The 20,877-nt window shown below is 71.5% G+C and carries 23 protein-coding genes; 10 read left to right on the forward strand and 13 right to left on the reverse strand.

Features of this window, described 5'->3' with window-relative positions:
* Positions 1 to 25 precede the first annotated feature (25 nt).
* The 6 genes from besB to AB0E62_RS34490 all read right to left on the reverse strand — a co-directional run bounded on the left by besB (position 26) and on the right by AB0E62_RS34490 (position 6,204).
* Entirely contained in the window at positions 26 to 1,582 is a 1,557-nt protein-coding gene (gene besB, locus AB0E62_RS34465; RefSeq protein ID WP_362203086.1) for an L-2-amino-4-chloropent-4-enoate dechlorinase/desaturase BesB, read from the reverse strand.
* Entirely contained in the window at positions 1,579 to 2,346 is a 768-nt protein-coding gene (besC, locus tag AB0E62_RS34470; protein WP_362203089.1) for a 4-chloro-allylglycine synthase BesC, read from the reverse strand. The genes besB and besC overlap by 4 nt, the downstream gene beginning before the upstream one ends.
* 93 nt (positions 2,347 to 2,439) lie before the next feature.
* A complete protein-coding gene (gene besD / locus AB0E62_RS34475) occupies positions 2,440 to 3,195 on the reverse strand; it encodes an L-lysine 4-chlorinase BesD (protein ID WP_362203092.1) in 756 nt (251 codons plus the stop codon).
* Positions 3,196 to 3,678: 483 nt separating this feature from the next.
* A complete protein-coding gene (locus AB0E62_RS34480) occupies positions 3,679 to 5,028 on the reverse strand; it encodes a hypothetical protein (protein ID WP_362203095.1) in 1,350 nt (449 codons plus the stop codon).
* A 2-nt stretch (positions 5,029 to 5,030) separates the two neighbouring features.
* Positions 5,031 to 5,285 (reverse strand): MoaD/ThiS family protein, encoded by a 255-nt coding sequence (locus AB0E62_RS34485; RefSeq protein ID WP_344350611.1) that lies wholly within the window; start codon positions 5,283 to 5,285, stop codon positions 5,031 to 5,033.
* Positions 5,286 to 5,340: 55 nt separating this feature from the next.
* Positions 5,341 to 6,204 carry an alpha/beta fold hydrolase gene (locus AB0E62_RS34490; protein WP_362203098.1) on the reverse strand — a complete coding sequence of 288 codons (864 nt, stop codon included), beginning with the start codon at positions 6,202 to 6,204 and terminating at the stop codon, positions 5,341 to 5,343.
* A 182-nt stretch (positions 6,205 to 6,386) separates the two neighbouring features.
* On the opposite strand from AB0E62_RS34490, the gene AB0E62_RS34495 reads away from it, so the two are divergent.
* The 6 genes from AB0E62_RS34495 (at position 6,387) to AB0E62_RS34520 (ending at position 11,938) form a co-directional block, all read left to right on the forward strand.
* Complete coding sequence (locus AB0E62_RS34495) at positions 6,387 to 7,166, forward strand: response regulator transcription factor (protein WP_362203101.1); 780 nt, start codon at positions 6,387 to 6,389, stop codon at positions 7,164 to 7,166.
* A 94-nt stretch (positions 7,167 to 7,260) separates the two neighbouring features.
* Positions 7,261 to 8,283, forward strand: a complete 1,023-nt coding sequence (locus AB0E62_RS34500; protein ID WP_362203104.1) for a LacI family DNA-binding transcriptional regulator — start codon at positions 7,261 to 7,263, stop codon at positions 8,281 to 8,283.
* 109 nt (positions 8,284 to 8,392) lie between these two features.
* A complete protein-coding gene (locus AB0E62_RS34505; RefSeq protein WP_362203107.1) occupies positions 8,393 to 9,379 on the forward strand; it encodes a trypsin-like peptidase domain-containing protein in 987 nt (328 codons plus the stop codon).
* A 46-nt stretch (positions 9,380 to 9,425) separates the two neighbouring features.
* On the forward strand, positions 9,426 to 9,656 hold the full coding sequence (locus AB0E62_RS34510) for a hypothetical protein (protein WP_362203110.1): 231 nt from the start codon (positions 9,426 to 9,428) through the stop codon (positions 9,654 to 9,656).
* A gap of 90 nt (positions 9,657 to 9,746) precedes the next feature.
* Entirely contained in the window at positions 9,747 to 10,481 is a 735-nt protein-coding gene (locus AB0E62_RS34515) for a response regulator transcription factor (protein WP_362203113.1), read from the forward strand.
* Positions 10,478 to 11,938: a HAMP domain-containing sensor histidine kinase gene (locus AB0E62_RS34520; RefSeq protein ID WP_362203115.1), complete on the forward strand. Its 1,461-nt coding sequence runs from the start codon at positions 10,478 to 10,480 to the stop codon at positions 11,936 to 11,938. The genes AB0E62_RS34515 and AB0E62_RS34520 overlap by 4 nt, the downstream gene beginning before the upstream one ends.
* A gap of 1 nt (position 11,939) precedes the next feature.
* On the opposite strand, the gene AB0E62_RS34525 is transcribed toward AB0E62_RS34520, so the two are convergent.
* Positions 11,940 to 12,800 carry a helix-turn-helix transcriptional regulator gene (locus AB0E62_RS34525; RefSeq protein WP_362203118.1) on the reverse strand — a complete coding sequence of 287 codons (861 nt, stop codon included), beginning with the start codon at positions 12,798 to 12,800 and terminating at the stop codon, positions 11,940 to 11,942.
* 152 nt (positions 12,801 to 12,952) lie between these two features.
* Between AB0E62_RS34525 and AB0E62_RS34530 the strand changes: the two genes are divergently transcribed.
* Together AB0E62_RS34530 and AB0E62_RS34535 are read left to right on the forward strand one after the other, a co-directional pair.
* Positions 12,953 to 13,732 carry an NAD(P)H-dependent oxidoreductase gene (locus AB0E62_RS34530; RefSeq protein WP_362203121.1) on the forward strand — a complete coding sequence of 260 codons (780 nt, stop codon included), beginning with the start codon at positions 12,953 to 12,955 and terminating at the stop codon, positions 13,730 to 13,732.
* 77 nt (positions 13,733 to 13,809) lie between these two features.
* The gene (locus AB0E62_RS34535; protein WP_362203123.1) at positions 13,810 to 15,861 is read left to right on the forward strand and encodes a pectinesterase family protein; all 2,052 of its coding nucleotides are present in this window, start codon (positions 13,810 to 13,812) and stop codon (positions 15,859 to 15,861) included.
* A gap of 52 nt (positions 15,862 to 15,913) precedes the next feature.
* On the opposite strand, the gene AB0E62_RS34540 is transcribed toward AB0E62_RS34535, so the two are convergent.
* From AB0E62_RS34540 to AB0E62_RS34560, 5 genes are all read right to left on the reverse strand, one after another.
* Positions 15,914 to 16,273 carry a hypothetical protein gene (locus AB0E62_RS34540; protein WP_362203126.1) on the reverse strand — a complete coding sequence of 120 codons (360 nt, stop codon included), beginning with the start codon at positions 16,271 to 16,273 and terminating at the stop codon, positions 15,914 to 15,916.
* Positions 16,270 to 16,617, reverse strand: coding sequence for a DUF6247 family protein (locus AB0E62_RS34545; protein WP_362203129.1), 348 nt, complete (start codon positions 16,615 to 16,617; stop codon positions 16,270 to 16,272). The genes AB0E62_RS34540 and AB0E62_RS34545 overlap by 4 nt, the downstream gene beginning before the upstream one ends.
* Before the next feature lie 147 nt (positions 16,618 to 16,764).
* The gene (locus AB0E62_RS34550) at positions 16,765 to 16,980 is read right to left on the reverse strand and encodes a DUF397 domain-containing protein (RefSeq protein WP_362203132.1); all 216 of its coding nucleotides are present in this window, start codon (positions 16,978 to 16,980) and stop codon (positions 16,765 to 16,767) included.
* Complete coding sequence (locus AB0E62_RS34555; RefSeq protein WP_362203135.1) at positions 16,977 to 17,180, reverse strand: DUF397 domain-containing protein; 204 nt, start codon at positions 17,178 to 17,180, stop codon at positions 16,977 to 16,979. Before AB0E62_RS34555 ends, AB0E62_RS34550 begins: the two co-directional genes overlap by 4 nt.
* A complete protein-coding gene (locus tag AB0E62_RS34560) occupies positions 17,164 to 18,003 on the reverse strand; it encodes a helix-turn-helix transcriptional regulator (RefSeq protein WP_362203138.1) in 840 nt (279 codons plus the stop codon). The genes AB0E62_RS34555 and AB0E62_RS34560 overlap by 17 nt, the downstream gene beginning before the upstream one ends.
* Positions 18,004 to 18,124: 121 nt before the next feature.
* Here AB0E62_RS34560 and AB0E62_RS34565 point away from each other — a divergent pair, with 121 nt between their 5' ends.
* Together AB0E62_RS34565 and AB0E62_RS34570 are read left to right on the forward strand one after the other, a co-directional pair.
* The gene (locus AB0E62_RS34565) at positions 18,125 to 18,409 is read left to right on the forward strand and encodes a hypothetical protein (protein WP_362203141.1); all 285 of its coding nucleotides are present in this window, start codon (positions 18,125 to 18,127) and stop codon (positions 18,407 to 18,409) included.
* Between the two features lie 72 nt (positions 18,410 to 18,481).
* Positions 18,482 to 18,808: a DUF6247 family protein gene (locus tag AB0E62_RS34570; protein WP_362203144.1), complete on the forward strand. Its 327-nt coding sequence runs from the start codon at positions 18,482 to 18,484 to the stop codon at positions 18,806 to 18,808.
* A 181-nt stretch (positions 18,809 to 18,989) separates the two neighbouring features.
* On the opposite strand, the gene AB0E62_RS34575 is transcribed toward AB0E62_RS34570, so the two are convergent.
* Positions 18,990 to 20,780 (reverse strand): bifunctional metallophosphatase/5'-nucleotidase, encoded by a 1,791-nt coding sequence (locus AB0E62_RS34575; RefSeq protein ID WP_362203147.1) that lies wholly within the window; start codon positions 20,778 to 20,780, stop codon positions 18,990 to 18,992.
* Between the last annotated feature and the right edge of the window lie 97 nt (positions 20,781 to 20,877).

Consider the following 20,877-nt stretch of genomic DNA (forward strand, 5'->3'; position numbering starts at 1 on the left):
CGTCCGGGGACCCGCCCCGGGGACGTCAGACGGGGCGCAGGGCCCGCTCGAAGGCCTCCACGATCAGCTCCGGCGGCTCGGTGCCGACGGAGACCCGCAGCATGTCCCGGTGCAGCCCCCGCTCGCGCAGCGCGGCCCGCCCCCGGGCGGTGGTGAGCAGGTCGTAGTGCGCGATGAAGACCTGCGGGGACGCCATGGTGAACTCCGCCCCGAAACTGGGCCCCTTGGCCACCGCCAGCCGGTCGTAGACCTGCTCCAGGGGGACCTTGAGGTCCACCATCAGCAGCCCGCCCGGGCCGCCGGAGTCCCGCGCCACCTTGCGGTAGTTGGCGGCGGACCGGCCGTCGAGCGCCCAGCCGGTGTCCCGGACGACGTCCGGGTGGCGGTCCAGGCACTCGGCGAGGGCCAGCGCGTTCGCGTTGACCCGCGCCATCCGCTCCGCGTAGCCGCGGACCCGCGCGGCCACCCGGGCCGCGTCCCGGCGGTAGGGCTCGTCGCCGTGGTGCGGCAGCACGGTCAGCAGGTCGCCGGCGAACCGCGAGCCGGGCGGGACCACCACCGCGCCCATCAGCACGTCGGCCGACCCGGTGGCGTACTTGGTCAGGCTCTCGCAGACCACGTCGGCGTACGGGACCACGTCGACGTTGTGCGGGGTGGCGATCGTCGCGTCGATCACCAGGGCGCAGCCGGCCCGGTCGGCGATCTCGCGCAGCGCCGGCAGGTCGGGCACGCTCAGTCCCGGGTTGCTCGGGATCTCCGCGACGATGCCGGCCAGTCCGCCCGCGTGCGCGGCGGCGACCCGGGCGACCTCCGCCAGGTCGTAGGGGTCGGGCACGGTGGTGTGCTCGGCGTCCACGACCTTCTTCTCGAACAGGCGCATGGTGTCGAAGAAGATCCAGCCGAGCTGGAGCCAGCGGCGCCGGCCGCTGTCCCGCTGGATCTCCGTGACCGCCTCGACGGCCGCCGTCACCGCGTTCATGCCGCTGTTGCGCAGCGCCACGTGCTCCGGTCCGGGCACGCCGTAGGCCTCGGCGAGGGCCGCCGCGACGGCCCGGGCGGGCGACTCGTCCGCGGTCTCCTCGGGCTGCCGGGCGTCGATCAGGCCCGCGTCCCACAGCACGTCCTCCGCCTGCCGCGAGGACAGGTGGCCGCCGGTGTGCATGATGTACGCCCGCGCCCGCTCGGCCTCCGGACCCCCGGCGGGCAGCCGCACCCCGGGCAGGGAGTGCCCGCCGAGGGTGAGGTCGCGCACCGCGCCGGGCGGCAGGCCGGCGTAGGCCGCGGCGGCCCGCGCGGCCCGCGCCGTACGCACCGGCAGCCACGCCCCGCCCCGCTCCCCGCCCGGGTCCTCCCGGGCCGCCAGCTCCGCCACCCGGGCCACGTACGGGTGGGGGCGGAAGCGCGGGTAGCCCCAGTTGATGCGGCTCAGGGTGGCCGGGTCGTGCGACTCGTAGCCGATGACCGAGGCCACGTCGGGGATCGAGACGGACACCGAGTGCACGGAGCCGGGGACGGGCCGGCCGGCGGCGATGTGCCGCGGGCCGCCGGCCGGCCCGGTGGTGCCGGATACCGCTCGGCTCATGCGTCGAGGCCCACGAGCCGCTGCACGCCGTCCCAGTAGTCCTCCACCAGCCCGAGGAACTCGTAGGCGCCCGCCTCGAACTCGGCGCGGGTGGCGGGCGAGTGGACGTAGGGCGCGATCGCGTTGAAGACGGAGTTGCTGTGCCCCACCTCGACGTCGATGTGCAGCTGCCAGAAGTGGCGCAGGTCGTCGTCGTAGCCCTGGTTGCGCAGCCCGTCGTTGATCTTCGAGACCATGATGGACGACATGGTCTCGTCGGCGTACAGCGCGCCGAGGGCCTTGTGGATCGGCGACTCGGTGTACAGGACCCGGATGCCGTCGTTGAGCCGCTTGGTGACGTCCAGCGGTTCGTAGGCGTCCAGGTGCTCCTTGTCGATGCCGATCCGGGCCAGGAAGCCGGCGAAGAGCGTGGAGTGCGTGACCTCGCCGCCGACCTCGTCCGCCACGTTCAGGATGATCTCCCGCAGGATCGTCTCGTCGCGCGTCTTGACCGCCATCCCCGTGATGTAGAAGGGGAGGTAGCGGAAGAAGTAGTAGCACTCGCTGTACATCAGGCGCTCCTGCTCGGGGGTGAGCGCCGTGGTGCGGTAGGCGTTGAGGTACGGGTGCTCGACGCCGCGGTGCGAGGCGATCTTCGCGAGCACACCGTCCAGGTAGTCCTTGATCTCCGGGTCCTGCACGGCGATCCGCCGGCGGATCCCCGGCTCCACGTGGTCGAAGTGGTCCGACAGCGGCTTGGCTTCGGGGGTGTTCAGATCGGTCATGGTGATCCCTCGTCGCGGGAGAAAGCGGGGGGGTGCGGGACGTGCGGGGTGCCGGGCGCCAGGCCCCGGCCGGGCCGTCGGTGCGGTGGCCGGTCACTCGTCCAGGGCGGCGGCGGCCGGTACGCCGGCGTCCTCCCACCAGCGGTCGTCGCCCTGGAGCTCGCGCCGCAGGTCCCGCTCGCCGGCCCAGGTCATGTTCAGGATGATGCGGGTGGTGTCCTCGCGGAGCGGAATCGTGCGGTGGAGCGTGGTGTCGGTGCGCAGGAAGTACACGTCGCCCGACTGGAAGTGATAGGTGTCGATGGGGTTGTCGACGAGATACTGGTGGATCCGCGGGTCGCTCTTGTCCCATTCCGTGTGCGGCACGCACTGGAGCAGACCGCCGACGTCGATGGGCGGGGCCTGGAGCACCCAGATGAGGGCGAAGCTGAAATCGCCCCAGTGCCAGCCGTGCGTGTCCCCGCTGCGTTCCTGCCGGGTGATCAGGAATTCCTCGTCGGCCTTGGGGCAGGGGTGGAGTTTCTCCCCGGCTATGCGCTCCAGCGCGCCGAGCAGTTCCGGATTCGCGTAGATCGAGGTGACCAGTTCGCTGTTGGCCGCGATCGTCTCGCTCGGCACCACGGACATCGAGCGGCGGGTGTATCCGGTGGTCTGGAGGCGCAGATCACGCCGCTCGGCGTATTTGTCCAGGAGCCGGTCCGCCTCCGCCCGCACGGTTTTGCGGACTTCTTCCCGGATCAGATCGGTGACGGTGACGATGCCGTACCGGTGATAGTGGTGCGCCAAACGGCGGAGCGCGCCGTTCTCCAGGGGGTTGACGACAGTGCTTTCCTGCCCATTGCTGCTCACGGTGATCTCCCATGCTCGGCTGGGGATTACGTGCTCGGCGAAGACGCGAGACAAGGCGCGTCTGGGCCCGGTGAAGACTCCTGAAGAGGCTAGATAGGGCCCAGAGCCTGATCAACGGGTACGGAATCGGCAGGCGCTTCTTACGGCCAAGAGCGTCTGTGGGCGCCCTGTCGATCAGGGAAGACGCAGGCCGGCGGACCGATGGCGGCGATATGGATCACCGGGGGAACTCCCCCGCACCGCCGGCCGCTCCGCACAGTCGGCACCGCCCGGGGCGGATGGGGGCCGTGTGACCGGGTTGATTGGCCCGATGCACCCGGCTCCCATATGCCGAGGGCAAGAACAGGGGCAAGGGCAAGGACAGGGGCCGGCTCCAGAGGTGCGCCCCGGGAGGGAAACCCGTCCAGCGCAGGCAGGGCACGTGGTCGCCGATCAGGACGCCGCCCCCTGAGCCCCGGTTCCCGCGGCTCAGGGGGCCGGGTTCTAGCCCAGCGCGCGGCCCAGTACCCACACCACCGGGGCCGCCGCCGACAGCGGGAGGGCGACGCCCGCCGTGAAGTGCACGAAGCGGGACGGATAGTCGTAGCTCGCCGCCCGGTGGCCGATCAGCGCGCACGCCCCGGCCGCCGCGCCGAGGACGGCGCCCTTGGTGCCGAAGCCGGTCAGACCGCCCACCACGACGCCCGCGCCCGCCGCCGCGAGCAGCGCGGCCACGACCCGGGCCGGGCCCGGCAGCGGCAGGGCGCGGGCCACGACCGCCGCCGCGACGGCCGCCGCGCCCACCGACACCTCGTGGGAGCCGGCCGCCAGGTAGCCGGTGGCCAGCACGGCGAGGGCCGCCGAGACGACCGTCGCCATCAGGCCGTACATCCGCTCGTCCGGCGAGGCGTGCGAGCGCAGTTGCAGGACGAGGGAGAGCAGGACCCACAGGCCGAGCGGGCCGAGGATGGCCACCAGGGCGTGGTCGCGGCCGGCCGCCAGGACCGCCACGTCGGACGTCAGCGCGCCCGCGAAGGCCAGCGCGATGCCCTGCCGGGCGGGCCACATGCCGTTCAGCCGGAACCAGCCCGCGGCCGTGACCGCCTGGAGCACCACGAGCGGGACGACCAGGGCGTACGACGCGATGGGCGCCGCCGCGGCCAGCAGCAGGGCCAGCAGCGCGGTGAGCGCCGCCGGCTGCATGCCGGGCTCGATGATCGGCGAACGGCCCTCCAGACGGGCCCGCTGGGCGTCGGTGATCCGCGCGTTCCCGGCGAGGGTGGCGGGGCCGTAGGCGGGCTCGTCGGCGGGGTCGCCGGGGCCGGCGGGGGCCTCGGCGGCGGGTACGGAGGCGGCCGGGGGCGGAGTCGGGGCCGGTGCGGGGGCCGGGGCCGGTGCGGGTGCCTGAGCGGGGGCGTACGCCCCGGGGTACGAACCGCTGTGCGCCCCTTCATACGCTCCCGCGTACGGATCGGCGTACGGGTCGGCGTACTGCTGGGGCTGCTGGGGCTGCTGGGGGTGCTGGGGGTGCTGGGGGTGCTGGGGGTGCTGGGGGTGCTGGGGGTGCTGGGGCTGCTGGGGCTGCTGCCCCTGTTGGTACCCCTGGTACCCCGGCTCCTGGTAGTACCCCTGCGGCTGCTGGTACGCCTGCTGCTGCTCCTGCCGCGGCAGGTACGACGTCTCCTCCGCCGGCACCGCCGGGTGCGTCTGGGTCTCCCAGGTCTGGCCCTGCCACTGCTGGGTCAGCTCGGGGTCGTGGCCGTACTGCTGCTCGTGTCCGGGCCACTGCTGCCCGGGCTGCTGGTAGGGGCCGTAGCCCTGGTGGGGGCCGCCCTGGTAAGGCTGGTCGGTCATGCTCACCCTCCTGCGAACGGCGGGAGCACCTCGACCGTGCCGCCCTCGGCCAGCCGTACCGTCTCATGCGCGCGGGTCCCGACGGGGTCGCCGTCGACGAGGAAGGAGCAACGCTGGAGCACGCGGGTGAGTTCACCGGGGTGACGCTCGCGGACGGCGGCCAGCGCGCCGGCCAGCGTGTCCGCCTCGTACGGCTCCTCGGCGACCCGGGCCGCGGCCTTGGCGGCGGCCCAGTAGCGCACCGTGACCTTGGGCATCTGAATCCTCAATCGACGGCAGGAACAAGAAAAGTCAAAGACAGTGTGAGTCAGGCTAGCCCGCCGCCGACACCGCCCAGTCCGCGATCCGGGCCACCAGGGCGTCGTCCGCAGCGTGCTCGGCGTGGCCCATGCCCGCCTCGATCCACAGGTCGCCGTGGCCGCCGGCCGCCTCGGCGAGCATCCGGGGGTGGTCCAGCGGGAAGTAGCCGTCGCGGTCGCCGTGCACGATGAGCAGCGGGGTCGGGGCGATCCGCGGCACGGCCCGCACCGGGGAGAGCGGGACCGGGTCCCAGTCGCGGTGGTGGATGCGGGTGCGCAGGCCGTAGCGGCCGACCAGGCGGCCCTCGGGGCGGGTGACCAGCCAGTGCAGGCGGCGCATGGGGGCGGTGCCCCGGTAGTACCAGCGGGCGGGCGCGCTCACCGAGACCACGGCGTCCACCGCGCCGGGCCGCAGCGCCGCGTGCCGCAGGACCACCGAGCCGCCCATGGAGAAGCCGACGGTGACCACGCGCGCGTGCCCGAGGCGGCGGGCCCAGGCCACGGCGGCCTCGAGGTCCAGCACCTCCTTGTCGCCGACGGTGGACCGGCCGCCGGAGCGTCCGTGGCCGCGGAAGGAGAAGGTGACCACCGCGCCGCTGCCGCGCAGCACGCGGGCCACCCGGCGCACGTGCGGCCGGTCCACGTCCCCGGTGAAGCCGTGCGCGATCACGAACGCGAGACCGCGGGAGACCGGAGGTGCGGCTTCCAAAGGGCCGGCAAAGCCTTCGTATACGGCACCGGGGCCCGGATCGTATACGGATTCGACCCGCACGCCGTCTGCCGTGCGGAGAAAGGCCCGCACCTGGCCGCTTCCGGTCGTCCCGCAATGCGGACGAGCGGTGGGACGGGCCACATCACCCGCCGGTCGATTGCTCATGTGGGCTATTCTGCTGGGCAGAGGACTCGGGCAGCGTAGCCCCCGGGTCCTTTTGTGCTTTCGGAAGCGTTGTATACGAGCGGGAATCCTCCGGGTCCCCGCGGGTGTACGGGGCCTTCGGGATCGCAGAGCAGTGCCCGTCCGCACAGCGTCCTCGCAGGGACCGAGGAGGAACCAGACGTATGAGTTCTCTGCTGCTCCTGACCAACGCCCTTCAACCGTCGACAGAAGTACTGCCCGCTCTCGGCCTGCTCCTGCACCACGTGCGGGTGGCCCCGGCGGAGGGCCCCGCGCTGGTCGACACGCCGGGCGCCGACGTGATCCTCGTCGACGGCCGCCGCGACCTGCCCCAGGTGCGCAGCCTGTGCCAGCTGCTGCGCTCCACCGGCCCCGGCTGTCCGCTGGTCCTCGTCGTCACGGAGGGCGGTCTCGCCGCCGTCACCGCGGACTGGGGCATCGACGACGTCCTGCTCGACACCGCCGGTCCCGCCGAGGTCGAGGCCCGGCTGCGCCTCGCCATGGGCCGCCAGCAGCTCGTCAACGACGACTCGCCGATGGAGATCCGCAACGGCGACCTGTCCGTGGACGAGGCCACCTACTCCGCCAAGCTCAAGGGCCGGGTCCTGGACCTGACTTTCAAGGAGTTCGAGCTGCTCAAATACCTCGCGCAGCACCCCGGCCGGGTCTTCACCCGCGCCCAGCTGCTCCAGGAGGTGTGGGGGTACGACTACTTCGGCGGCACCCGGACGGTCGACGTGCACGTACGGCGGCTGCGGGCGAAGCTCGGCCCGGAGCACGAGTCGCTGATCGGGACCGTCCGCAACGTGGGTTATCGATTCGTTACGCCCGAGAAGTCCGACCGGTCCGCCGACGAGGCCAAGGGCAAGGCCGCCCGGGCAAAGGCGGAGGATGCGGACGCAACCGCCGTACCGGCCGGCGCCGAGGCGCACGCCGAGACCTGACCGGCCCCCGGCACCGCGCGCGGGGGCCCGCCGCCGCCCGGCCACCAGGTGATACGCCCTGCCCAGAAGGGGTCCATCCGCGTAGACTCCGCGCGTGGCCAAGGTGACTCGGGATGACGTGGCACGGCTGGCTGGGACCTCCACCGCCGTCGTCAGTTATGTCATCAACAACGGACCCCGGCCGGTCGCCCCGGCCACGCGCGAGCGCGTCCTCGCAGCGATCAAGGAACTGGGGTACCGGCCCGACCGGGTGGCGCAGGCCATGGCGTCCCGGCGCACCGACCTCATAGGGCTGATCATCCCGGACGCCCGCCAGCCGTTCTTCGGCGAGATGGCGCACGCGGTCGAACAGGCCGCCTCCGAGCGCGGGAAGATGGTGCTGGTCGGCAACACCGACTACATCGGCGAGCGAGAGGTGCACTATCTGCGGGCCTTCCTCGGCATGCGGGTCTCGGGCCTGATCCTCGTCTCGCATGCGCTGAACGACCTCGCCGCCGCCGAGATCGACGCCTGGGACGCCCGGGTGGTGCTGCTGCACGAGCGGCCGGAGGCCATCGACGACGTGGCCGTGGTGACGGACGACCTCGGCGGCGCCCAGCTCGCGGTGCGCCACCTGCTGGAGCACGGCTACGAGTACGTGGCCTGCATGGGCGGCACGGCCGAGACCCCGGCCGTCGGCGACCCGGTCTCCGACCACGTCGAGGGCTGGAAGCGGGCCATGGCGGAGGCCGGGCTGACCGTCGAGGGCCGGCTGTTCGAGGCGCCGTACAACCGCTACGACGCCTATCGCGTCGCCCTGGACGTCCTCTCCGGGCCCCGGCGGCCCCCGGCGGTCTTCTGCTCCACCGACGACCAGGCGATCGGCCTGCTGCGGGCCGCGCGCGAGCTGCGCATCGACGTGCCGGGCGAGCTGGGGGTGGCCGGGTTCGACGACATCAAGGAGGCCGCGCTCGCCGATCCGCCGCTGACCACGGTCGCCTCCGACCGGTCGGCGATGGCGCGGGCGGCCGTCGACCTGGTCCTGGACGACGGGCTGCGGGTCGCGGGCTCGCGCCGGGAGCGGCTGAAGACGTTCCCGTCCCGGCTGGTGGTACGCACGAGCTGCGGCTGCGGCTAGCCCCCGGGCGCCGCGCCGGTGCCCGTCTTTATATCGGGCAAACACGGTTCTGCCGGGCTTCTCAGCGTGCGCTCAGGAAGCTCTCATGGTCGCGGGGGACTCTTGTGTCATGACCGAGAGCCAGGGCACTTACGAGCAGCCGTACTCTTCCTCCCCCGCCTCCTCCGCGCACCCGGAGTGGCCGCCCCCGCCGCCGTACCGGCCGGCGCAGCAGCCCGAGCCGGGCAAGAAGCGCGGACGCGGACCGGTGGCCCTGCTCGCGGCCGTCGCGATCGTCGCCGCGGCGGTCGGCGGCGGCACGGCCTACACCGTCCAGGAGCTGACCGGCAAGGACGCCACCGCCGCCGTCGGCACCCCAGCGGTGCCGACCAGCAAGCGGGGCGACGTCGCCGCCATCGCCGCCGCGGTCAGCCCGAGCGTGGTCGAGATCAACGCGACCCTCGCGGGCGGCTCCTCCACCGGTTCCGGGGTGATCGTCAGCTCGGACGGCGAGATCGTCACCAACAACCACGTCGTCTCCGGTGCCACCTCGGTGAAGGTGCGCACCAGCGACGGCAGGAGCCACACCGCCGAGGTGCTCGGCACCGACAGCTCCAAGGACCTCGCGCTGATCAAGGTGCGGGGCGCCACGGGCCTGAAGGCGGCGGCGCTCGGGAACTCCGACGCCGTGCAGGTCGGCGACCCGGTCGTGGCCATCGGCTCCCCCGAGGGCCTGACCGGCACCGTGACCAGCGGCATCGTCTCCGCCCTGGACCGCGACGTCACCGTCTCCACCGACGAGAACCAGGGCCAGGACCAGGGCGGCGACGGCCAGTGGCCGTTCCGGTTCGGCGGCCGTGAGTTCAACGGCGACACCGGCTCGTCCACCACCACCTACAAGGCGATACAGACCGACGCGTCCCTGAACCCCGGCAACTCCGGCGGCGCGCTGATCGACGCGAGCGGCCGGGTCGTCGGGATCAACTCCGCGATGTACTCCTCGGCCGCCCAGGCCTCGTCGTCCGCGGACGCGGGCAGCATCGGCCTCGGCTTCGCCATCCCGGTCAACACCGTCAAGTCCGACCTGGCCGCCCTGCGGTCCGGCGGCACCAGCTAGACCACTCACGCGCCCAGCCGGCGCACGAGTCAGCAAGGAGCAGGTCATGATCAAGCACGTTCCGCACCGCATGGCCGAACGCGGCCCCGCCGGCCTCACCCTGGCCCTGTCCATCGTGTCCGAGCTGCATGTCCCCGATGTTCCGGCGCCCCGCGCCCCCGAGGTGGCGACCCGGACCGTGACGCCGGTCCCGCAGCTGATGGGCCTGCGCACCTCCGCCGCCCGCCGGCACCGCCGCAAGGTTCCGCTGCACCGGCTGAGCACGGTCCGGGCCTGACCGGCCCGCGCGTCCCCCACCGGCCCGCGACCCGTGGCACGCTGAGAGACGTCCGCAACCGTCCCCCCGCACCCCGAGGAACCGCGAGCGATGAGCCCCGCCGAAGGCGACCGTGACCCCCAGCGCATCCTGATCGTCGACGACGAGCCGGCCGTGCGCGAGGCCCTGCAGCGCAGCCTGGCCTTCGAGGGGTACGACACCGAGGTCGCCGTCGACGGGGCGGACGCCCTGGAGAAGGCTGGCGCCTACCGGCCGGACCTGGTCGTGCTGGACATCCAGATGCCCCGCATGGACGGCCTGACGGCGGCCCGCCGGATCCGGGGCGCCGGGGACACCACCCCGATCCTGATGCTCACCGCCCGCGACACGGTCGGCGACCGGGTCACCGGCCTGGACGCGGGCGCCGACGACTACCTGGTCAAACCCTTCGAGCTGGACGAGCTGTTCGCCCGGATCCGCGCGCTGCTGCGCCGCAGCTCCTACGCCGCGGCGGTGTCCGCCGAGGCCCAGCAGGACGAGGCGCTCACCTTCGCCGACCTGCGGATGAACCTGGCCACCCGGGAGGTGACCCGGGGCGGCCGGCCGGTGGAGCTGACCCGCACCGAGTTCACCCTGCTGGAGATGTTCATGGCCCACCCGCGCCAGGTGCTCACCCGGGAGCAGATCCTGAAGGCGGTGTGGGGCTTCGACTTCGAGCCGTCCTCCAACTCCCTGGACGTGTACGTGATGTACCTGCGCCGCAAGACCGAGGCGGGCGGCGAGCCGCGCCTGGTGCACACCGTGCGGGGCGTGGGCTACGTCCTGAGGCAGGGCGGCGCCGAGTGAAACGTCTGCTGCGCCGGTACCGGGCGCTGCCGATCCGGGCACGGCTGGCGGTGCTGGTCGCGGCGGCGGTGGCGTTCGCGGTGGCCGCGGTGTCGATGACCTGCTGGTTCATCGTGGAACGCAAGCTGTACGACCAGGTGGACGACGACCTTCGCAAGTCGCTGAAGAACACCACCCAGCCCGACCAGGTGCTGCTGGCCCTCGCCCGCTGCACGGACACCCCGCCCTCCGACAACCCCTTCCGGGACCGCTACTCCCAGGTGGTCACGGAGGACGGCAAGGTCTGCCTGTTCGGGGGCGCCTCGGTGAAGATCGACGTCACGGAGGCCGACAAGTCGGAGATCCGGCACCTGGACGTCGGCACCCTCTACTTCCGCAACGGCACCGACAGCGAGGGCAACGACGTACGGGTGCTCACCCGGCCGCTGCTGGCCACCGCGTCCTCGACCGGCGAGCGCGGGCCCAACGTCGGCGTGCTCATCGCCATGCCGCTCAAGAGCACCCAGCAGAACCTCAACGACCTCGCGCTGATCCTGCTGCTGGTGTCGGCCATCGGGGTCCTCGGCGCCGGCGCGGCGGGGCTCGCGGTGGCCCGGGTCGGGCTGCGGCCGGTGGACCGGCTCACGGAGGCCGTGGAGCACGTGGCCCGGACCGAGGACCTGAGCGTGCGCATCCCGGTGGAGGAGGACAGCGAGGACGAGGTGGCCCGGCTGTCCCGGTCGTTCAACTCGATGACCGCCTCGCTGGCCAGTTCCCGGGACCTCCAGCAGCAGCTGATCGCCGACGCCGGCCATGAACTCCGTACGCCGCTGACGTCGTTGCGGACCAACATCGAGCTGCTCACCCGCAGCGAGGAGACGGGCCGCCCGCTGCCGCCCGAGGACCGCAAGGCGCTGCTCGCCTCGGTGAAGGCGCAGATGACCGAGCTGGCCGCGCTGATCGGCGACCTCCAGGAGCTGTCCCGCTCGGAGGGACAGCGCGGCGAGCGGCCGCAGGTCGTCTCCTTCCGGGACACCGTGGAGGCGGCGCTGCGCCGGGCCCGGCTGCGCGGCCCGGAGCTGTCGATCACCGCCGACCTGGAGCCCTGGTACGTCCGGGCGGAGCCGTCCGCGCTGGAACGGGCCGTGGTCAACATCCTGGACAACGCGGTGAAGTTCAGCCCCGGGGGCGGCACGGTCGAGGTGCGGCTGCACGAGGGCGTACTGACCGTCCGCGACCACGGTCCCGGCATCCCCGAACACGAACTCCCGCACGTCTTCGACCGGTTCTGGCGCTCCCCCGGCGCCCGCGCGCTGCCCGGCTCGGGACTCGGCCTGTCCATCGTGGCCCGTACGGTCCAGCAGGCGGGCGGCGAGGTCACCCTCGCCCGCGCGGAGGGCACCGGCACGGTGGCCACGGTCCGCCTGCCGGGCGCCCCGACCCCGCCGCCGGAGGCCCCGGAGGTGGCGGCCGGCTGAGTCAGGCCCCGCCCGCCGCCCGCTCGGGCAGGCCGGCGTCCCGGGCCGCCCGGTCCGTCGCGCCCAGGCTGGCGAGGAGGCGCAGGCTGTCGTGGGCGGCGGTGCCGGGGGCGGCCGACTGGACGATCAGCTCCGCGCCGGTGACGTCCGGGAGGGCGAAGTTCTCCTGGTGCAGTTCCAGGCGGCCGACCACCGGGTGGTGGTACGCCTTGCGGCCATGGGTGCGGGTGCGGACGTCGGCGCGCGCCCACAGCTGCCGGAAGCGTTCGCTGTGCATGGCGAGTTCGCCGATGAGGGCGGCCAGTTCCCGGTCGCCGGGGCAGCGGCCGGCCGCCAGCCGCAGATGGCCGACGACGTCGAGGGTGCAGTTCTCCCAGTCGGCGAACAGCTCCCGCCCCTCCTCGGTCAGGAAGAGGTGCCGGGCGATGTTCAGGCCCTCGGCCGGCCGGCTGTAGATCATGTCGCCGAGGTGGTTGGCGGCCAGCACGGTCAGCCGGTGGTCGATGAGGAACGCGGGGGCGTCGGTGATCAGCTCCAGGACCCGCAGCAGTTCGGGGCGCGGCCGGGCCGAGGTGGCCCGCCGGGGCTCGCCCACCACCCGGCGGGCGAGCCGGTGCAGGTGCTCGCGCTCCACGTCGTCCAGGCCGAGGACGCGTGCGAGCGCGTCGAGCACCTGGACCGAGGGCTGCCGGGCCCGCCCCTGCTCCAGCCGGACGTAGTAGTCGACGCTCACCCCCGACAGGTGCGCGACCTCCTCGCGCCGCAGCCCGGTCACGCGACGGCGCGAGTCGGCGCGGATGCCGACGCTCTCGGGGCGGACCCGGGCCCGCCGGGTGCGCAGGAAGTCAGCCAGATCGTCCATCGCTCCAGTATCCGCGCCGGGCGCCCCGGCTGGGTGGCCCCGCGAGTACCAGGAAGTCCGGTCCTACGGAGGAAGCGTCCCTGAATCGCACCGCCGGAGCCCGCGAGGATCGAGGGCATCCCGACCCAAGGTCTCAAGGAGCAGGAGCAGTCATGAAGGTCTTCATCGTGCACGCCCACCCCGAGCGGCGGTCACTGAACGGCGCGCTCACCGACATCGCGGTGGAGACGCTGACCGGTGCGGGGCACGAGGTACGGGTCAGCGACCTGTACGCGATGGGCTGGAAGTCCGAGGTCGACGCGGCCGACTTCGGCGGTGACGCCTCCAGCCCGCTGGACGTGGTCCACGACTCCGGCCGCGCCTTCGCCTCCGGCGCGCTGTCCGACGACATCCGGGCCGAGCAGGAGAAGCTGCTGTGGGCGGACACCGTGATCCTCCAGTTCCCGCTGTGGTGGTACTCGATGCCGGCGATCCTCAAGGGCTGGGTGGACCGCGTGTTCACCTACGGCTTCGGGTACGGCGTCGGCGAGCACAACGAGGTCCGCTACGGCGACCGCTTCGGCGACGGCGCCCTCAAGGGCAGGCGGGCCATGCTGTCGGTGACGGTCGGCGGCCCCGAGTCCCACTACTCGGACCGGGGCATCAACGGCCCCATCGAGGACGTGCTGTTCCCGATCCAGCACGGCATCCTCTACCACCCCGGCATGGACGTGCTGCCGCCGTTCGTCCTGTACCGGACGGTACGGATGGCCCCCGAGGTGTTCGCGGACGCGGCCGAGCAGTGGAAGAAGCGGCTGCTGACCCTGGAGGACACCGACCCGGTCCCGTACCGCCGCCAGAACCACGGCGACTACGAGATCCCCTCGCTCCGCCTCCGCGAGGGCCTGGAGCTGCCGGGCCGCACCGGTTTCGGCCTCCACACCGCCGGCTGACCACGTCCGGCAACCTTCCCGCGCCCGGCGGCGACTCCGGTGTGGCACCCCCACACGGACCACACCTGGAGTCGCTCATGAGCACTCGCACTCCCCGTCACCGCAGGAGCCGTGCCGCGTTCGCGGCCGGGCTGCCGCTCGCGCTCGCGGCGGCGGGCGGACTCGGCTACGGCCTGCTCGGCCCCGGCGCCTCGTCGCACGCGTCGGCCGCGACCGCCGTACCGGCGTGGGCCACGCAGGCCGCCGACGGGTTCGCCTCGGTGAACGCGCTCGGGCAGAACGGCACGTACGGCGGGCGCGGTGGCGAGATCGTCACCGTGAAGACCCTCGCCGACCTGGAGAAGTACGCCACCGCCGACAAGCCGTACATCATCGTCGTGGCCGCCGCGATCACGATGGACCCGGTCGGCAAGGAGATCAAAGTCCAGTCCGACAAGACCATCATCGGCTCGGGCACCTCGGGCCAGATCGTCGGCGGCGGCTTCTTCCTCGGCCAGGGCGTCCACAACGTGATCATCCGGAACCTGACCATCCGGGACGCGTACCAGGGCGTCTGGAACGACAAGGAGCACGACTACGACGGCATCCAGATGGACGGCGCCCACCACGTCTGGATCGACCACAACGACATCCGGCACATGGCGGACGGGCTGATCGACAGCCGCAAGGACACCACGTACCTCACCGTGTCCTGGAACCGGCTCGGCCAGGAGAACAAGGCGTTCGGCATCGGCTGGACCGAGAACACCACGGCGGACATCACGATCCACCACAACTGGATCCGCGAGACCGAGCAGCGCAACCCGTCCACGGACAACGTGGCCCACGCCCACCTGTACAACAACTACCTCGTGGACGAGCCGGGTACGGCGATCACGTCGTCCTACGGCAACTACGCGCGCGGCAACACCAGCATGCTGCTGGAGAACTCGTACTTCCAGGGCCTGGCCAACCCGGTGATCAGGGACACGACGGCCACCCTCGTCCAGCGCGGCAACGTCTTCTCGGGCACGAGCGGCCGCAACGAGAGCGGGGGCACGGGCGGGTCGTGGGACCCGAGGAGCTACTACGCGTACACGCCCGACAAGGCGGCGGACGTACCGTCGGTGGTGAAGTCGGGGGCCGGGCCGCGCAGTTCCCTGGGCACGACCACCACGACGGCCAAGGCGGCGGCGACCACGCTGACCGTCGCCAAGGACGGCTCGGGCCAGTACACGACCGTCCAGGCGGCGGTGAACGCGGTCCCGGCGAACAACGCCTCCCGGGTGGTCATCGCGGTGAAGCCCGGCACGTACCGGGAGACGGTCAAGGTCCCGTCGAACAAGCCGCACGTCACCATCCAGGGCACGGGTGCCAGTCGCAAGGACACGGTGATCGTCTACAACAACGCGTCCGGCACGCCCAAGCCGGACGGCTCGGGCACGTACGGCACCGGCGGCAGCGCGACCGTGGCCGTGGAGGCCGACGACTTCCAGGCGCGCAACCTCAGCATCACGAACGACTTCGACGAGGCGGCCCACCAGGACATAGCCCAGCAGGCGGTGGCCCTGCGCACGGCGTCCGACAAGGTGTTCCTGGACGGGGTGATCGTGTCCGGCGACCAGGACACCCTCCTCCTGGACACGGCGTCCAAGGACCGCCTCGGCCGGGTCTACATGACGAACTCGTACGTGATCGGCAACGTCGACTTCATCTTCGGCCGGGCCACGGCGGTCATCGACAAGTCGGTCATCACCCTGAAGAAGCGGTGGAACGGCACGTCGGCGGGTTACGTGACGGCCCCGTCCACGGCGGCGAACCGCAAGGGCATCCTGATCGCCAACTCCACGGTGTCCGGTGACGTCTCCGACCGCACCTTCTACCTGGGCCGCCCCTGGCACGCCGGCGGCGACGCCACGCTGGACCCGCAGACCACGGTCCGCAACACGTCGTTGAGCGCGGCGATCAAAACAACCCCCTGGACCGACATGAGCGGCTTCTCCTGGAAGAACGACCGCTTCGCGGAGTACAAGAACACCGGCGCGGGCGCGGGCTCGGCCAGCACGGACCGCCCTCAACTGACCGACGCGCAGGCCTCCGGCCAGGAGATCGGCGACTGGCTGGGCGACTGGACTCCTTCGGCTTCCTGAGGTTTCGGGTACTCCGGCCGCCGCGTGGTCCTGCGGAGCGGCGGCCGGGGTCCTACTCCTCCGTTGGCGGCGCCTCAGCCGGTTCGGTGCCCAGCCAGAAGAGTTCCTCCACCACGATCTGGGGATCTTCCACCCTGGGTACGAAGACGAACTTGAGCCAGCCGTTGCCGTGGCCGAAGTAGCAGATGTGACGCCCCTTCGGCTCGGTACACCGGGCCGGCCGTACCTTGATTCCATCGGGAGGGCCTTCATCGGCATCGATTCCGCGGAAGTAAGGGTCTTTGACCGTAATCAGCTCGCTACGCACGGCGTAGACCAGGTCCCGCACCTCCGCAGGCAGCGCTTCCAGGTAGGCGAGAGCGCTGAGCCGCCAGTCCATTTGCCAGGGCGGCCCCATGAAACCGTCGGTCACTCCCCGGGCTCCAGGTCTCGCATCCGGTGGTGAATCTTCGACGCTTCTTCGAGCAGAGCCTTGGCCTCGTTGAAGTCGGTGGCCACTGAGGCTCGCTGTTCCAGATCACGCACGTGTGCGTCTAGCTCGGGGTCCCGGGCCAGGGCGTACTCGCCCCACCACAAAGCCATGAACGCGGCCACGGGCGTCGTGTCGTACGCGTCAGCGATCGCCCACTTCCAGTGTGCGTCGAAGTCGGGGAGGAGCTGGGGCGCGTGCTGGGTGATGGCCCTGCGCAGCGCCTTGGGGGTCCGCTCGGGCATGGGAGGGATGATCGGATCGCGGTCGCTGGCGTGGGTGGCCATGATCGATGTCCTCCTTCGGCGCGTCGTGTCTACGACCATAACCGCCTGGGCACCTTCCGCATCGGTAGTTCGTACCCGGTCGTCCATTCGACCGGGAGACCAACCATGCGGGGACGCACGACCCGACACGCAGGGCTTTCGCTCCACTCACCCGAACGTGTGCGCGCCCTTCCCCCGCTTGATCCCGTCCACGAACCCGGCCCAGGAAGCGGCCGAGAGGACCAAGGGCCGGGAGGCGGGGGTTTTGCTGTCGCGGACGGGGACGGCGCCCGGGTAACCGTCGGCAACCTCGACGCAGTCGTTGGCTCCCCCTTCGCTGTAGCTCGACTTGCGCCACGTGGCGGTGGACAGGTCGGGGGTCACAGGGACTCCTTCACGCCTTCTACGAACGCGGACCAAGACGCGGTGCCGAAGATCAGGGCGGTGCCTGCGGGGACCTTGCTGTCGCGGACCGGGACGACCGCGGGATAACCGTCGGCCACCTCAACGCAGTCGTTGGCGCCCCCTCCGCTGTAGCTCGACTTGCGCCAGACGGCTGCGGTGAGGTCAGGGGTGCGCTTCATGGTCTCTGTGCTCCTTCAGTACGGCCCTGATGAAATTCAGCGAGCGCGCTGGTGACAACGCCTGGTCACGGAGCCGATCGTAGGACAACCGGCACCTGAGCACCTGGTGTTGCCCTTCTTCCAGTCGGCTGCATTCGTTGCCCTCCTTATAGGCAACCGCGCTTCCATCTTGCTGCCACAGCAGCGTCAGCGAACCAGTCATGTGGTGATGGACGCCTGCTGAGAACGGCAGCACCTGCATCGTCACGTTGGGCCACATGGCAGCGGATTCAAGGTGAAGCAGTTGATCGTGCCAGGTTCGGGGGTCGGCGGCGGGTCGCCGGAGCGCGGTCTCGTCCAATATGACCCGCACATCGGGCTGTGGGTCCTGCCGTAGCAGGTACTGCCGCCCGAGTCGTGCTGCCACCTGTTCCTCGACCCAATCGTCACCGTCAGCCGTTGTCTGGGCCTTACGCAGAAGCTCGCGCGAGAAGTCCTCGGTCTGCAACAGCCCAGGGACACCTGGTGTGAAGAGCCACATGATCCTGGCCGTAGCCTCCAGCTTCATGAACTCCTTGTACTGGTCCTTGAAGGCGTCCAGGCGCGCGGCCTTCCAGTGGCCGACCAGCAAGGAACCCGTGCCGTAGTAGCTGTCCAGGTCCTCCATGACCGTCACCTTGGACAGGCGCTCGCCGGACTCCAGGCGGCTCAGGTAGCTCTTGTCGTAGCCGGTGTCCTCGGCCAGCTGGCCCAGGGATTTGCCGGCCTTCTCGCGCAGTACTTTCAGGGTCTGGCCGAGGATGGCCCGCCCGGACACCGGCCCCGGGTCAACGGTTTCGCCCACGTCACCTCTCCCTGTTGTCCCTGCTCACGGACAACACGACACCTCTTCCGCAGCGTACTCGCCGTCCGTGACGATCGAGGCACGAACCGTAATCGTCACCACCCCACAACGGAGACTTCTCATGGCCGAGTTGCGCCTGCTGCCCTGGACGAGCCCCGACGGCAAGCCCTGCTATCTGAGTACCGACCACGACGACAGCCGGCTGTCCCGGCTCGCGGACGACGTGGAGGCGGCGCAGATGCGGTCGGGTGAGCAGGTGCTGGCCGGGGCGAGGGCCGTGCTCGCGGACCGGGCGGCGGGCGAACGCGCCGTACGCTTCGCGCTGACGCGCGCCGGCGAGTCCCTGGAGGAGGTCCTCCGTATCGCCCACAGCAGGGGCGCCCGCATTCCCGCGTACGAGCGTTGATGCCCTCCCGCCAAGGCCTACCGTGGACTTCCAGGCACCCCCACCGTCCCAGCCGGAGAAGAGAGCGCGATCATGGCCCACGAGGTGGATCCGACCTCCTGCGAGAGGACCCCGGACGCGATCCGTGCGGCTCTGCAGCGGCGCCCCGACCGGCTCAAGGCCTTCGAGCGGGACTGGCTGAGCGCGGCGGCGGAGTTCGATCAGCCGGACCTGGACGCGGTGATCGACAAGTGGTTCCCGTTCGCCTGCGCCTGCGCCACTCCCGGGTACCTCGACGAGGTGGAGCAGATCGTCAAGCGGCTGACGGAGGGCGACACGGAGGGCCTGGTCTTCTACGACGCGGACGGCAACGCCTACGACGCCGACAGCCAGCCCGTCGACACGGGCAGGCGCAGGTGAGCGCGTACTCGATCAGGTACGTGGAGCGCGCGGCCCGGCGCAGAGCCGCGCTTCCGGGGCCCCAGCGGGCGTCCCTGGAGAGCCTGGAGAAGCGGCTCGGCCTCAGATCGTCGTGATCGATCCGGTCGCCCTCTGACCTTGTCCACAGCTGTGGACAAGGTCAGAGGAGGAGAAGCACGGCCTACTTGGTGATCGTGATCCGGTTCGTCGCCGGAGGCGCGAGCGGGGAGGACGCCGACGAGTTCGCCGTCAGGTACTTCACCAGGGCCGCCAGGTCGTCCGTGCCGACCAGGGGGTTCTTGCCCTGACCCAGGGACGGGAAGCCGTCGCCGCCGCCCGCGAGGAAGGCGTTCATCGCGACGCGGTAGGTGGCCGCCGGGTCGATGGGCGCGCCGTTCAGGCGGATGGTGTCGGTGACCACGCGGTCCGCGCCGGACCTGGTGAGGTCCAGGGTGTAGGTGAGGCCGGCCGAGGGCTGGAGGATGCGCGGGGCCGCCTCGTTCGGGCCGCTGACCTGCTCCTTGAGGGCCTGGATCAGCTGCGCGCCGGTGAGGTCCACGAGGTTGACCGTGTTGGCGAACGGCTGGACCGTGAAGCCCTCGGCGTAGGTGACCACGCCGTCGCCCTCCGCGCCCTTGGCCGCGTAGGTGAGGCCCGCCCGGACGCCGCCGGGGTTCATCAGCGCCAGGCTGGTCCTCGGGTCCAGCTCACGGCCGTAGGCGAGCTGCGCGTCGGCGACCAGGTCGCCCATCGGGGACTCGGTGCCGGTGTTGCCGATGTCGCCGGAGATGTAGCCGATGGGGCGGTTGCCGATGGGGGCGGCCAGGGTGTTCCACTTGCCGATCAGGTCGGTGATGTCCTGCGCCTTGGGGACGTCCCGGGTGACCACGTGGTTGGCGGAGTTCACCGCCGTCCGCACGATGTCGCCCGTCCGGCGGTCGTACGTGAGCGTGGTGTCGGTGTACAGGCGGCCGAAGGAGGACGCCGAGGTGACCATGCGCGGGCGGCCCGACGGGTCGGGGACCGTGCAGACGTACGCCTGGTGGGTGTGCCCGGTGACCAGCGCGTCCACCGCCGGGGTCACGTTCTTGGCGATGTCCACGATGGGGCCGGAGATGCCGTCGCCCGCGCCCGGGGAGTCGCAGTCGTAGTTGTAGGAGCCGGAGGCCGGGTATCCGCCCTCGTGGATCAGGGCCACGATGGACTGCACGCCCTGGCGCTGGAGCACCTTGGCGTACTTGTTGATGGTCTCGGTCTCGTCCTTGAAGGTGAGGCCCTTGACGCCGTCGGCGGAGACGATGCCCGGGGTGCCCTCCAGCGTGACGCCGATGAAGCCGATCCTGACGCCGTTCTTCTTCCACACCCAGTAGGGCTTCAGGATCGGCTTGCCGGTCTTCTCGTCCTGGACGTTCGCCGCCAGGTACGGGAAGTCCGCGCCCTGGAACTCCTGGTCCGTGTAGCAGCCGTCCTTGGGGTGGCAGCCGCCGTTCTGGAGGCGGGCCAGTTCCCGCGCGCCCTCGTCGAACTCGTGGTTGCCGACCGAGGTGACGTCCAGGTCCAGCTTGTTCAGCGCCTCGACGGTGGGCTCGTCGTGGAACAGACCCGACAGCAGCGGGGAGGCGCCGACCAGGTCACCGCCGGCCGCCGTCACCGAGTACGGGTGGCCCTTGCGGGCGTTCCGCAGGTGGGTCGCGAGGTACTCGACCCCGCCCGCGTCGACCGTCTTCGTCGTGCCGTCCGGCTGGAGTTCGGTGACCCGGCCGGAGGAACCGGACGGCGGCTCCAGGTTGCCGTGCAGGTCGTTGAACGACAGCAACTGGACGTCCTGGTAGCGGCCCGGGCGGTGGGGGTGGTGGTCCTCGTGCGCGTCCGCCGGGAGCGCGCCGGCCAGCGCCGCCGCCGTGGCGAGACCGGCCGCGGACGCGAGGAAGGCATAGGTACGGCGTCTGGTCCGCCGGGGTACGGATGGCATGGAAACCCCCCTGTGGGTCGGCTGTGGTGCTCGGCGCAGCCTAGAGTCAACGCGCGTAGCGCGACAGGGGGTTCAGGTCACATCCTGGTTTCCCTTC

It is taken from the genome of Streptomyces sp. NPDC038707 (assembly GCF_040636485.1).
In the GTDB taxonomy this organism is placed as follows: domain Bacteria; phylum Actinomycetota; class Actinomycetes; order Streptomycetales; family Streptomycetaceae; genus Streptomyces.